The organism is Microvirga splendida, assembly GCF_016427565.1.
Taxonomy (GTDB): Bacteria; Pseudomonadota; Alphaproteobacteria; order Rhizobiales; family Beijerinckiaceae; genus Microvirga; species Microvirga splendida.
Genome location: NZ_JAELXT010000041.1, coordinates 1 through 13,787 on the forward strand (window position 1 = coordinate 1; position 13,787 = coordinate 13,787).

Annotated in this window: 14 protein-coding genes and 1 other RNA gene; 5 read left to right on the forward strand and 10 right to left on the reverse strand. The window is 66.9% G+C overall.

All coding sequences use genetic code 11. From position 1 onward, the window contains the following. Positions 1-216: 216 nt before the first annotated feature. The 9 genes from JAO75_RS22430 to tkt all read right to left on the reverse strand — a co-directional run bounded on the left by JAO75_RS22430 (position 217) and on the right by tkt (position 10,547). Positions 217-1,245: a peptidoglycan -binding protein gene (locus tag JAO75_RS22430; RefSeq protein WP_199051437.1), complete on the reverse strand. Its 1,029-nt coding sequence runs from the start codon at positions 1,243-1,245 to the stop codon at positions 217-219. Next, complete coding sequence (locus JAO75_RS22435; protein WP_199051438.1) at positions 1,245-2,207, reverse strand: MotA/TolQ/ExbB proton channel family protein; 963 nt, start codon at positions 2,205-2,207, stop codon at positions 1,245-1,247. Before JAO75_RS22435 ends, JAO75_RS22430 begins: the two co-directional genes overlap by 1 nt. A gap of 115 nt (positions 2,208-2,322) precedes the next feature. Continuing rightward, positions 2,323-3,117, reverse strand: coding sequence for an inositol monophosphatase family protein (locus tag JAO75_RS22440; protein ID WP_199051439.1), 795 nt, complete (start codon positions 3,115-3,117; stop codon positions 2,323-2,325). A 237-nt stretch (positions 3,118-3,354) separates the two neighbouring features. Continuing rightward, positions 3,355-4,254 carry a tetratricopeptide repeat protein gene (locus JAO75_RS22445; protein ID WP_199051440.1) on the reverse strand — a complete coding sequence of 300 codons (900 nt, stop codon included), beginning with the start codon at positions 4,252-4,254 and terminating at the stop codon, positions 3,355-3,357. Continuing rightward, entirely contained in the window at positions 4,254-4,907 is a 654-nt protein-coding gene (locus tag JAO75_RS22450; RefSeq protein WP_199051441.1) for a thiamine phosphate synthase, read from the reverse strand. The genes JAO75_RS22445 and JAO75_RS22450 overlap by 1 nt, the downstream gene beginning before the upstream one ends. A 246-nt stretch (positions 4,908-5,153) precedes the next feature. Then, positions 5,154-6,242: a class II fructose-bisphosphate aldolase gene (gene fba / locus JAO75_RS22455; RefSeq protein WP_199051442.1), complete on the reverse strand. Its 1,089-nt coding sequence runs from the start codon at positions 6,240-6,242 to the stop codon at positions 5,154-5,156. Between the two features lie 114 nt (positions 6,243-6,356). Next, entirely contained in the window at positions 6,357-7,547 is a 1,191-nt protein-coding gene (locus tag JAO75_RS22460; protein ID WP_199051443.1) for a phosphoglycerate kinase, read from the reverse strand. 12 nt (positions 7,548-7,559) lie between these two features. Beyond that, on the reverse strand, positions 7,560-8,567 hold the full coding sequence (gene gap, locus JAO75_RS22465) for a type I glyceraldehyde-3-phosphate dehydrogenase (protein ID WP_199051444.1): 1,008 nt from the start codon (positions 8,565-8,567) through the stop codon (positions 7,560-7,562). A gap of 45 nt (positions 8,568-8,612) precedes the next feature. Then, positions 8,613-10,547 carry a transketolase gene (gene tkt / locus JAO75_RS22470; RefSeq protein ID WP_246742664.1) on the reverse strand — a complete coding sequence of 645 codons (1,935 nt, stop codon included), beginning with the start codon at positions 10,545-10,547 and terminating at the stop codon, positions 8,613-8,615. Between the two features lie 297 nt (positions 10,548-10,844). Here tkt and JAO75_RS22475 point away from each other — a divergent pair, with 297 nt between their 5' ends. Both JAO75_RS22475 and JAO75_RS22480 read left to right on the forward strand, forming a co-directional pair. Beyond that, positions 10,845-11,159: a DUF4164 domain-containing protein gene (locus JAO75_RS22475; protein WP_343234677.1), complete on the forward strand. Its 315-nt coding sequence runs from the start codon at positions 10,845-10,847 to the stop codon at positions 11,157-11,159. Between the two features lie 4 nt (positions 11,160-11,163). Further along, positions 11,164-11,562: a cell division protein ZapA gene (locus tag JAO75_RS22480; protein WP_199051447.1), complete on the forward strand. Its 399-nt coding sequence runs from the start codon at positions 11,164-11,166 to the stop codon at positions 11,560-11,562. 96 nt (positions 11,563-11,658) lie between these two features. Here the strand turns inward: JAO75_RS22480 and JAO75_RS22485 are convergent, their stop codons facing one another. Continuing rightward, positions 11,659-11,940, reverse strand: coding sequence for a hypothetical protein (locus JAO75_RS22485; protein WP_199051448.1), 282 nt, complete (start codon positions 11,938-11,940; stop codon positions 11,659-11,661). 174 nt (positions 11,941-12,114) lie between these two features. Between JAO75_RS22485 and ssrS the strand changes: the two genes are divergently transcribed. The 3 genes from ssrS (at position 12,115) to JAO75_RS22500 (ending at position 13,691) form a co-directional block, all read left to right on the forward strand. After that, a non-coding RNA gene (gene ssrS, locus JAO75_RS22490) (6S RNA) lies at positions 12,115-12,270 on the forward strand. Positions 12,271-12,274: 4 nt separating this feature from the next. Continuing rightward, positions 12,275-12,859, forward strand: coding sequence for a 5-formyltetrahydrofolate cyclo-ligase (locus JAO75_RS22495; protein ID WP_199051449.1), 585 nt, complete (start codon positions 12,275-12,277; stop codon positions 12,857-12,859). Between the two features lie 10 nt (positions 12,860-12,869). Then, on the forward strand, positions 12,870-13,691 hold the full coding sequence (locus JAO75_RS22500; RefSeq protein ID WP_199051450.1) for a TIGR00282 family metallophosphoesterase: 822 nt from the start codon (positions 12,870-12,872) through the stop codon (positions 13,689-13,691). Positions 13,692-13,787: the final 96 nt, after the last annotated feature.

Sequence of the window (13,787 nt, forward strand, 5' to 3'; positions counted from 1 at the left end):
CAGGAGCTGTCGCGCCACTCCAACGACCTCTCCCGCGAGGTCGCAGACTTCCTCCAGGGCGTGAAGGCCGCTTAAGGATTGGGAGCTTTCCGAGCTCGCATCCGGGTCAGCCCCACGCAGCTCGTGTTCTGAGTGACGGACATCCTCTCAAGCAGAAGCCGCTGGAAACAGCGGCTTCTTTGCGTTTGGCAGCAAGGTCCCGGATGCCCCGCAGGATCACCGCTCCGTCAGCTTCAGCTCGATGCGGCGGTTGCGGGCATAGGCTTCTTCCGTCGTGCCGTTGTCGAGCGGCTGGTATTCGCCGAAGCCGGCGGCGAGGAGATGCTGCGGCTGGACGCCGCGGGCGACGAGGGCCTGCACCACGGCGATGGCGCGGGCGGCCGAAAGGGCCCAGTTCGATGGGAACTGCGCGTTGCTGATGGGCCTCTGGTCGGTGTGGCCATCGACCCGGATCACCCAGGGGATGTCGGGCGGCACCTGACGTTCGAGCTCGACCAGGGCGCTGGCGATGCGGTCGATCTCGCCCGAGGCTTCGGGGCGCAGGGTGGCCTGGCCGGCCGGGAAGAGAACCTCCGACTGGAACACGAAGCGGTCGCCGACGATGCGCACGTCCGGGCGGTTGCCGAGGATCTGGCGCAGGCGGCCGAAGAAGTCGGAGCGATAGCGGGCGAGTTCCTGCACCCGCTGGGCCAGCGCCACGTTGAGGCGGCTGCCCAGATCCGCGATGCGGGCCTGGCTTTCCCGGTCCCGGTTCTCGGACGCGGCAAGAGCCTCCTCCAGGGCCGCGAGCTGGCGGCGCATGGCGGCGATCTGCTGGTTGAGGATCTCGACTTGGCTTAAGGCGCGCCCCGTGGCCTGGCGCTCGGTTTCCAGCTGGGAGTTCAGCTGCTGGGCCTCAGCCTGCGCGGCGCCGCCGCTGTCGAGAAGGCTCTGAAGGCGCGCGCGTTCGGCCTCGTTGGCCTGCAGGGTCGTCTGGAGCGAGGTGACCGTCTCCTCGATGGTGCGCCGGTTCGAGCGCTCGAGGGAGAGGAGATCGGTCAATTCGGCAATCTGGCGGTTCAGCCGGTCGAGCACCGTGTCGCGGCCCGACAGCTCTCGCGACAGGAAGAACTGGCCCACGGTGAAGACGGAGATCAGGAAGATGATGGCGAGCAGCAGCGTGGACAGGGCGTCCACGAAACCCGGCCAGTAGTTGATCTGGCCGCCGCGCCCGCGCCGCCGTCCGCCTGCGCTCGAGACCGGCATCAGGGCAGCCTTTCATGGGAGAGCCGGTCGAGCACCTGCTTCAGCTCCTTCTCGCGGGCGGCCTGAGCCTCCACCCAGTCGCGGATCATCTGCTGCTCCGCCCGCATGTGCTGGACGAGGCCCTGGACGCCCTCGGCCAGGTTGGCCATGGCCTGCGTGGCCGACCGGCCGCCTGCGCCGTCGTTGACGGCGGTGGTCAGCCGATTGAGAGCGATCGTCAGCTCCTGCGGGGAGCCGGCGCGCAGGGAGGTGTCGGCGGGAGCGTCCGTGGTGGAGATGGCGAGCCAATCCTCCAGCTCCGTGTAGAAGCGGTTCTGTGCCTGGCCGGCCTGAAGGTCGAGGAAGCCGAGGACCAGCGAGCCTGCGAGGCCGAACAGGGAGGCCGAGAAGGCGAGCCCCATGCCCTGCAGCGGGCCGGCCAGGGCGGTTTTGAGCTCGTCGAAGAGAACGGCCGAATCCTGCCCGGTTCTCAGAGAGCCGATGATGCGCCCGACCGACCCCACCGTGTCGATGAGGCCCCAGAAGGTGCCGAGCAGTCCGAGGAAGACCAGGAGGCCGGCGAGATAGCGCAGGATCTCGCGGCTCTCGTCGAGGCGGGCGCCGATGGAATCGAGGACTGAGCGGGTCGCCGCGACCGAGAAGCCGGACTGGCCCGGCCGGCTGCCCAGAAGGGCCGCCAGGGGGGCGAGAAGTATCGGCGGGTTCAGAGCGACCTCCTCTTCCTCGCTCTGCCGGAGGGAGTTGACCCAGTTCACCTCGCGGAACAGGCGCACGACCTGACGAATGGCCAGCACGATACCGATGAACATGACGCCCAGGATCAGGGCGTTCAGGCCAGGATTAGCCTGAAATGCTTCCCAGATCTGCCGGTAGAGGATGAAGGCAATGAAGGCTGCCAGAAGCAGAAAGACCCCCATGCGGATGAGGTAGATCCACGGTGGGGTAAGAGGGCGGTCTGCCATCGCTATCCTGTGCATTCGGGCTTCGGGACTGCCCCAATGTGACCGCGCCTGTCCGAAGGATCAAGCGCGACCGTGGGTTCCCTGTCCAGCACGAACAGAAATATCAGCCGTGGAACTAGCCCTTAGCCTTTTTCAGAAGCTTGAGCAGTTCCCGCTGCATCCCCTCGTTGCCGCAGGCGATGGAGCCCTTGGCCATCGGGTCGCTGCCGCCGTCCGCGTCGGACACGAAGCCGCCCGCCTCGCGGACCATGAGGATGCCGGCGGCGATATCCCAGGAATTCAGGCCCCGTTCCCAATAGGCGTCGAAGCGCCCGCAGGCCACGTAGGCGAGGTCGAGGGAAGCGGCGCCCCAGCGGCGCATGCCGCCCACATAGCCCATGACGGTCGCGGTCTCGCGCAGGAAGAGGCCGTGGTCGCCGCGGCCGATATGGGGCAGGCCGCAGGCCACCACCGCATCGGCGAGGTCGCCGCGGGCCGCCACGCGGATGCGGCGGTTGTTGAGATAGGCGCCCTTGCCGCGCTCGGCGATGAAGAGTTCGTCCTTGGCCGGGTCGTAGATCACGCCGGCGACGATCTGACCGTCGCGCTCGAGGCCGACCGAGATGGCGAATTGCGGCAGGCCGTGCAGGAAGTTCGTGGTGCCGTCGAGCGGGTCGATGTGCCAGCGGTGGCTGGTGTCGGTCCCCTGGATGACGCCTTCCTCCTCCATGACGAAGCCGTAGCCGGGACGGGCCTTTTCCAGGGATTCGCGCAGGATCTTCTCCGCCTTGCGGTCGGCGGCGGACACGAAGTCGCCCGGGCCCTTGCGGGAGACCTGCAGGTTCTCGACCTCGCCGAAATCGCGCTTGAGCGAGCGTGAGGCCTTCATCACGGCATCGGTCATAACGGTCATGAGGGGCGAGCGGATCATCGTGCAGGTCCTGACAAAGAGCGGTTTTCAAAGAGAAGGTGGTCGATGGACCACCCAAGGGTTGGCGTCAAGCGGTGGATAACCGGACGGGCGGCCGAATTGATCCACCAACTTGCGATTTTATGCGGGTGTCATCCCCGGCGAGCGGAGCGAGGGAAGGGGATCCATGGCGTTGCGCATGCGGGTGGTTCCCTTCCCCTCCGCTGACGCTCCGGCCGGGAATGACACCGAAGGAGTTCAGCGCATGCCGAGACGCTCGGCCGCCAGCTTCTCGGACCGGGTGCGCTCGTCGGCGGTGAGATCCTTGAGGGCGTTGTCGAGCCAAGGGTCGCTGAGCCCCTGGGCTGCCGCCAGGAGATGCCAGGCCGCCGCGTCGACCTTGTTGGCCGGCACGCCCCGGCCCGCGACGAGGAGGCGGGCGAGGCGGTTCTGGGCGATGGCGTTGCCTTTGGCGGCGGCACGGCGGAAATGGCGAGCGGCCTGGGATTCGCTGGCCGGAACCCCATCGCCGTTGAAGAGCAGGATCGCGTATTCCACCTCGCCGACCGAGCTGCCGTTGCGGGCGGCTCGCTCGAACAGGCGCGCGGCCTCCGCCGGGTTGCGCTCGACGCCGCGGCCCTTGAGGTAGAGCACGCCCAACGCGTGCTGCGCATCCGGGATCTCCGCCTCGGAAGCCCGCTTCAGCAATTGGACCGCCTTCTGCAGGTCGGCGTTCGCCTCGCTCGTGAGCAGGAGCAGGGCGAGGTTGTGGCTGGCGAGCGGGTTGCCCTTGGCGGCGGCTTCCTCAAGCCAGGCCCGGCCCTGGACCGGGTTCTTCGGCATGCCGCGGCCGTCGAGGGCCATGAGCCCCAGGGCCGCCAGCGCGTGGGCATCGCCCCGCTGCGCCGCGAGCCGGTACCATTCGGACGCCTTCTTGGGATCGATCGTGACGCCGAGGCCCTGGTTGTAGAGTTCGCCCAGCAGGGTCATGGCGGCGGCGTCGTTGCTGTTCTTCTCCAGCCGCAGGGTCGCCTCGCGGAAGGCCGTCTGGTACAGGCCGCGCTGGTAGGCGCCATAGGCGAGATCGGGCTGCGCCGCATGGCTGGCGGTGGCCGTCGCCGCCAGGAACACGCCGCCGATGACCCAGGAGAGACGCATCAGCGCGACGCCTCCTGCCGCTCAAGGATCGCGGCTGCCGCCTTCACCGCGGCGGCAGGCCCGTCCGGATGGGACCACACCGCATCGCCCAGGGCCACGAACTCGGCATTGGTGGCGGCGAGAGACTCGACCGCATCCAGGCTCGGGGCATAGGCCGCGCAGGGCGTCTCGAAGATCTCGGCCCACCAGGCGGCGCGCTCCACCACGCTCTCCAGGGAGGGGAGGGACCCGTCCGGGCGCGGCTCGCCGAAGAGCAGGTAATCGACACCGGCTTCCCCGAAGGTCATGGCGTCGTCCTTGCTGCGGATCGCCCCGACCCCGAGGGCACGCTCGGATTTCAGGCGGTCGCGCATTTCCCGGACGATGGCAGGGTCGGCGCCGTTCACGTGAACCCCATCCGCCCCGCCGCGGGCTGCGACGGTGGCGAGATCGGCCTTGGCCTCGCTGGTGACGATCACGGCCGCTCCATGCTCCTGGGCAGCGGGAGCCAGAGTCTTCACCTGATTGGTCAGGGTGCGCTCGTCGGCGGGCGCCAGCCGCAGCAGCACGGCGGCCACGGCTCCGGTCGCGCAAGCCTCGGCGAGGCGCGGCGCGAAGGAGGAATCCTCCAGAACGGGGGTGATGAGGTAGAGGCGGGCGGCGGTATCGGCCATGGGTCACAAACGATGAGAAAAAGGAAGACACCGTTCCCATAACGAAAACGGGGCCATCATGCGAGGCCCCGCTTGTCGATCATGATTAAGGCGAAAGACAGATCAAGAACTTCTACCCCGTAGCCTCACCCTGAGGAGCGCAGCGTCTCGAAGGGCGAGGCGTCTCCAGTGCTCTCTGGAGCCTCCTTCGAGACGCCTGCTGCGCAGGCTCCTCAGGATGAGGGTGTGGGATAAACTCTCTTTATCTTACTCAACCGCCTGGCGGGTGGTTCCGAAGGTCGGGTCGAGCTCGCCGGAGGCGTAGCGCTTGGCCATCTCGGCCAGCGTATAGACCCGCTTGATCTTCGAGGCCTGGCCGGCGGTGTTGAACTCCTGCAGGCGCTGCTTGCAGAGCTTGGTCATCGCCTCCATGGCAGGCTTGAGATACTTGCGCGGGTCGAACTCGCCCGGGTTCTCGGTGAGAACCTTGCGGATCTGGCCCGTCATGGCCATGCGGTTGTCGGTGTCGATGTTGATCTTGCGCACGCCGTGCTTGATGCCGCGCTGGATCTCCTCCACCGGCACGCCCCAGGTCGGCTTCATCTGGCCGCCGTATTGGTTGATGATGTCCTGCAGGTCCTGCGGCACCGAGGACGAGCCGTGCATGACCAGGTGGGTGTTCGGGAGCTTCTTGTGGATCTCCTCGATCACGTGCATGGCCAGGATCGCGCCGTCTGGCTTGCGGGTGAACTTGTAGGCGCCGTGCGAGGTGCCCATGGCGATGGCGAGCGCATCGACCTTGGTCTCGGCCACGAACTTCACGGCCTCGTCGGGATTCGTCAGCAACTGGTCGTGGGAGAGCTTGCCCTCGGCGCCGTGGCCGTCCTCGGCCTCGCCTTCGCCGGTTTCGAGAGAACCGAGCACGCCGAGCTCGCCTTCCACCGAGATGCCGCCGAGATGGGCCATCTCGACCACCTTCCTGGTGACGGCCACATTGTAGTCCCAGTCGCCCGGGGTCTTGCCGTCCGCTTTCAGCGAGCCGTCCATCATCACCGAGGTGAAGCCGGCCTGGATCGCCGTCATGCAGGTGGCGGCCTCGTTGCCGTGGTCGAGATGCACGCAGACCGGGATCTGCGGATAGATCTCGGTCACCGCGTCCATCATGTGCTTGAGCATGACGTCGTTGGCATAGGAGCGTGCGCCGCGGGACGCCTGGATGATCACCGGGGCATCGACCTCGCTGGCCGCCGCCATGATCGCCAGCGCCTGCTCCATGTTGTTGATGTTGAAGGCAGGCACGCCGTAGCCTTGCTCGGCCGCGTGATCCAGAAGCTGCCTCATCGTAATGCGGGCCATTGGGTCCTCCGTATTGGTTTTGCTTTTAAACAGCGCAGAAGCTGAACCTCAGCTTAAGCATCTAGGCCACTTTTTGCCCTGGCAAAGTGGGTTAACCACTTTGCCGGCATGGACTTAAGCCCGCAGGGCCTCGACGCCGGGGAGCGACTTGCCTTCCAGCCATTCGAGGAAGGCGCCGCCGGCCGTCGACACATAGGTGAAGCTGTCGGCCACGCCAGCATGGTTGAGGGCCGCCACCGTGTCGCCGCCGCCCGCGACGGACACGAGCTTGCCGTCCTTGGTGCGCTGGGCCGCGTGGCGGGCCGCCGCGACCGTGCCTTGGTCGAACGGGGCAATTTCGAAGGCGCCGAGCGGGCCGTTCCACACCAGTGTCGCCGCATCGTTGATGGCGGAATTGACGCGCTCCACCGACTGGGAGCCGACATCGAGGATCATCTGATCCTCGGGGATCGCGTCGATGCCGTAGGTGTGGTTCTGGGCTCCCGCCTTGAACTCGTAGGCGCAGACGCCGTCCACGGGCAGGATGATGGCGCAGTTCGCGTCGCGCGCCTTCTCGATGATGCGCATGGCGGTGGCCGCCAGATCCTTCTCGGCGAGCGACTTGCCGATGCCGAGGCCGGTGGCATGCACGAAGGTGTTGGCCATGCCGCCGCCGATCACCAGCGCGTCGACCTTGGTCACGAGGTTTTCGAGCAGGTCGATCTTGGTGGACACCTTGGCGCCGCCCACGATGGCGACGACCGGACGCTTGGGAGCCTCCAGGCCCTTGGTCAGGGCGTCGAGCTCCGCCTGCATGGTGCGGCCGGCATAGCCCGGCAGCGCGCGGGCCAGGCCCTCGGTGGAGGCGTGGGCGCGATGCGCCGCCGAGAAGGCGTCGTTGACATAGAGGTCGCCGAGCTTGGCCAGTTCCTGGACGAAGGCCGGATCGTTCTTCTCCTCGCCCGCATGGAAGCGGGTGTTCTCGAGGAGGAGCACGTCCCCGTCCTTCATGGCGCTGACGGCTTGGCTGGCGGCTTCGCCGATGCAGTCATCGGCGAAGGCCACAGGCTTGCCGAGGTGCTGCGAGACCGCTTCCGCAACCGGCTTCAGGGACTCCTTGGGGTCACGTCCCTTCGGGCGGCCGAAATGGGCGAGGAGGATGACCCTCCCGCCCTTGTCGGCGATTTCCCGGATGGTGGGCAGGACGCGCTCGATGCGCGTCGCGTCCGTGATCCGGCCGTTCTCCATGGGGACATTGAGGTCCACCCGGACGAGAACGCGTTTTCCCCTGACGTCGGCCTGGTCGAGCGTGCGGAAGGCGGTCATCGGCAGCCTCCCTTAGATGAGCTTCGCCATGGCGATGGCGGTGTCCGCCATGCGGTTCGAGAAGCCCCACTCGTTGTCGTACCAGGACAGCACGCGCACGAAGTTGCCTTCCATGACCTTGGTCTGGTCCATGTGGAACACGGAGGAATGCGGGTCGTGGTTGAAGTCCGACGAGACGTTCGGGGCGTTCGTGTAGCCGAGGATGCCCTTGAGCGGGCCGTCGGCGGCCGCCTTGATCGCCGCGTTGATCTCTTCCTTCGTGGTGTTCTTCTTGGCCACGAACTTGAAGTCGACCACGGAGACGTTCGGGGTCGGCACGCGGATCGACGAGCCGTCGAGCTTGCCGTTGAGGTCGGGCAGCACGAGGCCAACGGCCTTGGCGGCGCCGGTCGAGGTCGGGATCATGTTCAGGGCCGCCGCGCGGGCGCGGTAGAGGTCCTTGTGCATCTGATCCAGCGTGGGCTGGTCGTTGGTGTACGAGTGGATGGTGGTCATGAAGCCCTTCTCGATACCCACCGCGTCATGAAGCACCTTCGCCACGGGGGCGAGGCAGTTCGTGGTGCAGGAGGCGTTCGAGATGACCACGTGGTCCTTGGTCAGCTTGTCGTGGTTGACGCCGTAGACGACAGTCAGGTCGGCGCCGTCGGCGGGAGCCGACACGATGACGCGCTTGGCGCCGGCGGTCAGGTGGGCCGAGGCCTTGTCCTTCGAGGTGAAGATGCCGGTGCATTCCATGGCGATGTCGACGCCGAGCTCCCGGTGCGGCAGGGTCGCCGGGTCCTTGATCGCCGTAACGCGGATCTTCTGGCCGTTGATGACGAGGAACTCGCCGTCGACCTGCACGTCCGCCGGGAAGCGGCCGTGGACGGAATCGAAGCGGAGAAGGTGAGCGTTCGTCTCGACCGGGCCGAGATCGTTGATGGCAACCACCTCGATGTCCTTGCGGCCGCTCTCCACGATGCCGCGGAGAATGTTGCGTCCGATGCGACCGAATCCGTTGATCGCGACCTTCACCGTCATAGCTTTAGCTCCCTTGCGTAACGAGGCCTCGGTTCTTGTCGAGCCTCAGAGATTATGTGTCCGGAGAACCTTCTCCGCGATCGCCTCGGCGGTGATGCCGAAGTGCTTGTAAAGGTCCTTGTAGGGCGCGCTGGCGCCAAACCCATGCATGCCGACGAAAATTCCATCCGGTCCGATGACCGAATCCCAGCCGAAGCGCACGGCAGCCTCGACCGCAACCTTGATCGGCGCATCCCCGATGATCTGGGCGCGAACTTTTTCGGGCTGGGCGAGGAACAGGTCGAGCGAGGGCACCGACACAACGCGTACGGCGAAGCTTTGTTCATCCAGAAGCTTCTGGGCCGCCAGGGCGATCTCCACCTCGGAGCCCGAGGCGAAGAGGGTGGCGCGGGCCTTTCCGTTGGCGGGCGACAGCTCATAAGCGCCTGTGGCTGAAAGGTTTTCAGCCCCGCCTACTTTCCGCACCTGCGGCAGGTTCTGGCGGGTCAGCGCCAAGGTCGAGGGGCCGTCGGTGCGCTCGAGCGCCATCTGCCAGCACTCGGCGGTCTCGATGGCATCCGCCGGGCGGAACACCCGCATCTTCGGCATGGCGCGAAGCGCCGCCAGATGCTCCACCGGCTGGTGGGTCGGGCCGTCCTCGCCAAGGCCGATGGAGTCGTGGGTCATCACGTAGACGGCCGGAATGCCGGCCAGCGCCGCGATGCGCATGGCAGGCCGCGCATAGTCGGTGAAGACCAGGAAGGTCGCGCCGGCCGGCACATAGCCGCCGTGGAGCGCAATGCCGTTTATGGCCGCCGCCATGCCGTGCTCGCGGATGCCGTAATGGATGTAGCGGCCTGCATAATTGCCGGGCGAGATGGCGTTCAGGTTCTTGGTCTTGGTGTTGTTGGAGGGCGTCAGGTCCGCCGAGCCCAGCACCAGCTCCGGCACGGCCTCGGTGATGACCTCGAGGGCGATCTCGCTGGCCTTGCGGGTGGCCACATTCTGCGGCTCGGCCACGAGCCGGTCCTTCAGCTTGGCGACGGCGTCAGCCAGCGCCTTCGGGCGCTCGCCCTTCACCCGGCGCTCGAACTCGGCGCGCTTTTCCTGCGGCAGGGCCTTTAGGCGCTCGGCCCAGGCCTTGCGCAGGCGGCGGCCCTTCTTGCCGGCCTTGGCCCAGGCGTCGCGGATGTTGTCCGGGATCTCGAACGGGGCATGGCTCCAGCCCAGCGCCGTCTTGGCGCCGGCCAGCTCCTCAGCGCCGAGCGGCTCGCCATGGGCCTTGGAGGTGCCGGCCTTCTTCGGGGCGCCGTAGCCGATGACGGTCTTGCAGGCGATGAGGGTCGGGCGGTCCGACTTCTGGGCCTTGGAGATCGCGCGCTGGATCGCCTTCGGGTCATGGCCGTCTACGCGCACGGCGTTCCAGCCGCAGGCCTGGAAGCGCTTCACCTGATCGACGGAATCGGAGAGCGACAGGGGCCCGTCGATGGAGATCTCGTTGTCGTCCCACAGGACGATCATGCGGTTCAGCTTCAGGTGACCGGCGAGCGCAATGGCCTCCTGGCTGATGCCCTCCATCAGGTCGCCGTCGGAGGCGAGCACGTAGGTGTGGTGGTCGACGAGGTCGTTGCCGTATTCGGCGTTCAGCATGCGCTCGGCGAGCGCGAAGCCCACGGCCGTGGCGATGCCCTGGCCGAGCGGCCCGGTGGTGGTCTCGACGCCCGGCGTCATGAAGTTCTCGGGGTGGCCCGGGGTCTTGGAATCGAGCTTGCGGAAGTTCTTCAACTCGTCGACCGTCATGCCCTTCACGCCGGTGAGGTGCAGGAGCGAGTAGAGCAGCATCGAGCCGTGGCCGGCCGACAGGATGAACCGGTCGCGGTCGGGCCAGGTCGGGTCGGCGGCATCGTATTTCAGGAACTTGGTGAACAGCACCGTGGCGATGTCGGCGGCGCCCATGGGCAGGCCCGGATGGCCGGATTTGGCTGTTTCGACGGCGTCCATGGCGAGGACGCGCACGGCGTTCGCCAGATCGGAATGGGTGACGCGATCGGCGGAGACGGTATCTTGCACGGCGAGATCCACAAATCTTGAGGGCCCCGCAACGGGGCGGTCTGTCTGGGAAAGGTGCGGGCTCCTTAACACGGGGCAGGGGGGAGTCAAAGGCTCGAAGGGGCGTAATCCCCTTGAGGATCGTTGCTCTCCAAGGCCCGATGCTCCTTCTTTGACGAGCCCGCCGTGCGGAATACCGGGTCCACTTTTCCGCGCGATGCGCTAGTCTCGTGCCCGATTCCCGGAGGAATGATGGCGCCCACACTCGACGAAGCGATGAAGCGGCTGGACATTGCCCTCGGGCTGCTCGAGGCATCGGTCTCCCGCCGCCTGGATGCGGACCGCCGCCGCGGCGGCTTGGAGACCGAGCTCCAGCTCATGCAGGACGACCGCGCCCGCCTTGCGGTGGAGCTCGACGGCGCGCTCACGCGCCTGCACCGCTATGAGGTCGCCACCGACGACGTGAGCCGGCGGGTCCGCCAGGCCATCGGAGCCGTCGAGACCGTTCTGGCCCAGGCCGGGCAACTGGCTCCAGCCGGACAGCTCGAGCCCGAGGAAGGCTGAAGGCATGTCCCAGGTGACCGTGACCATTGCCGGCAAGACCTACCGGATTGCCTGCGCCGAGGGCGAGGAGCGGCACCTCGAAGGCCTGGCGGCCTCCTACGACGCCCGGATCGAGGAGATGCGGGCCACCTTCGGCCAGGTCGACGACCTGCGTCTCCACGTCATGGCGGCCATCGCCCAGGCGGACGAGTTGCACGAGATGAAGAGGCGGGTCTCTGCCCTTGCCGAGGAGGTGGCGATGCTCAACAGCATCAATGTCTCCCGGGACGAGCGCCTCGAGCGGATCGAGGCAAGGCTCGCCGAGGGGCTCCAGCGGGCCGCCGAGCGCATCGAGGAACTGGCCCGCGGCCTGAACGGGGCAGGGCAGGTTGAGGGGAGCCTCAACGCGTCATCCCGGACGTAGCGCAGCGAAGATCCGGGATCGGATGCAGAACAGAGCCTGTCCTGTCCGGCGATCCCGGGTTCTGCTGCGCAGCCCCGGGATGACGGGAGTCCGCAATCAACCCCGATGGGACAGCCGGTGCTGGCGCTGCCGGAGGGTGGCGAGAAGCTCCACATAGGGCTCGCGCCTCTCGTGATGGGCGGCCCTGATCCTGCGCATGATGCGGCTCTTGAATTCCTGGTCGGCGGCGCTCCTTTCGAGCTTGTCCACCTCGACTTGGTATTCGAAATCGATGTTGCCGAGCCGGTGCAGGACTTCCCGCATCATGGCGTCGATGCTCGGTGTGTCCGCCTCGTGGCGATAAAGTTCTTGGTAATTGTTCTGTTTCAGATGAGCCATGTTTCCTCCGCTTGATGGATGGCGCATCCCCTACGGGGCCATTTGGCGGAGTTCCGGCGATCTTGGCCATTCCGTAATGTTACGGAGGCGGTGCTTTTGCCGGACAGCTGAAAGATATCGGGATCCGGCACTTTTCCCCTTCCCCCGGCGCGTCCCGATCCCTACATAGGAAACGCGGGGCTGCGGGGTGCGTTAGGAGTTCATATTCCCCGGGGCCTTATCGATCCCAACGGGAGCTGTCCCTGCCCGGTCCGTGGACCGGAACATACGGCGCCCACCTACTTTGTAGGTTCCCGGGATCGCTTCTCCGACGGCTTTCGTGGCTCCGCACCTGATGACATCTCTCTCCTCTCCCGAACTGAAAGAGCGGCTTCGCGGCGAAGGGTTCGCCCGTCGCGACGGGCTCGAAAAAGAGTTCCGGCACGATGCGGCGCAGCGCATCATGGCCCAGGCCGTCGACCTCCCCGATCTCCAGGGCGTGACGCCGGTGGGCGGCTACTGGCCGATCCGCACCGAGGTCGATCCGCGTCCGCTCATGGAGGCGCTGCTCGAACGCGGGCAGGACGTGGCCCTATCCCAGATCCTCCACCCCCATTTGAGCTGGCGCCTCTGGCAGCCCGACGACGTGCTGGTCAAAGGCGGCTTCGGCGTGCGCGAGCCGGGGCCCGACGCACCCGAGGTCTTCCCCAAGGCGCTGCTCGTGCCGCTGGTCGCCTTCGACCGCCGGGGAGGGCGCATCGGCTACGGCAAGGGCCATTTCGACCGGGCCATCGCGGCGCTGGAAGAGCAGCATCCCACCTTGACCATTGGCCTCGCTTATGCGGTTCAGGAGATCGACGAGGTCCCGGTCGAGCCCCACGACCGGCTTCTCGACATCATCATCACCGAAGCCGAACTCATTCGGACGAAATCCGCTTAAAGGTTGCATCATGCGTCTTCTCTTCCTCGGCGACATCGTAGGGCGGCCCGGCCGCAACGCGGTGATCGAGCGCCTGCCGGGCCTTCGCGACCGCTGGCGGCTCGATTGCGTGGTCATCAACGGCGAGAACTCCGCCGGGGGCTTCGGCATCAACGAGGCGATCTGCGACGAGATCTTAGGTGCAGGCGCCGACGCCATCACGCTGGGCAACCATTCCTGGGACCAGCGCGAGACGCTCGTGTTCATCGAGCGCCAGCCGCGGCTCCTGCGCCCCGTCAACTACCCGCCCGGCACGCCGGGGCGGGGCGCCAATCTCATCGATACCCGCTCAGGCCACCGGGTTCTCGTGGTCAACGTCATGGGCCGCCTCTACATGGACCCGCTCGACGATCCGTTCGCGGCCGTCGACCGGGAGCTTGAGACCTGCCCCCTCGGGCAAGTGGCCGATGCGGTGATCGTCGACGTGCACGCGGAGGCGACGAGCGAGAAGGAGGCCATGGGCCATCATCTCGACGGGCGGGCGAGCCTGGTCGTCGGCACCCACACCCATGTGCCCACCGCCGATCACCGGGTGCTGCCCGGCGGCACCGCCTACATGTCCGATGCGGGCATGTGCGGCGACTACGATTCCGTTCTGGGCATGCAGAAGGAGGAATCGATTCGCCGCTTCCTCCAGAAGACCCCGGGCCCGCGCATGGAGCCGGCCCTGGGCGAGGGCACACTGTCGGGGATCGCGGTTGAGACCGACGACCGCACGGGCCTGGCCGTTCGCGTGGCGGCGGTGCGCCTGGGGCCGAACCTGGAGGAGACCTGGCCGCGCTTCTGGGACTAGGCGCATCTCTCCCTCTCCCCTTCAGCGGGAGAGGGTGCCCTGCGAAGCAGGGTGGGAGAGGGGCCGTGCTCGACCGGACTTCCCCTCTCCCGGCTC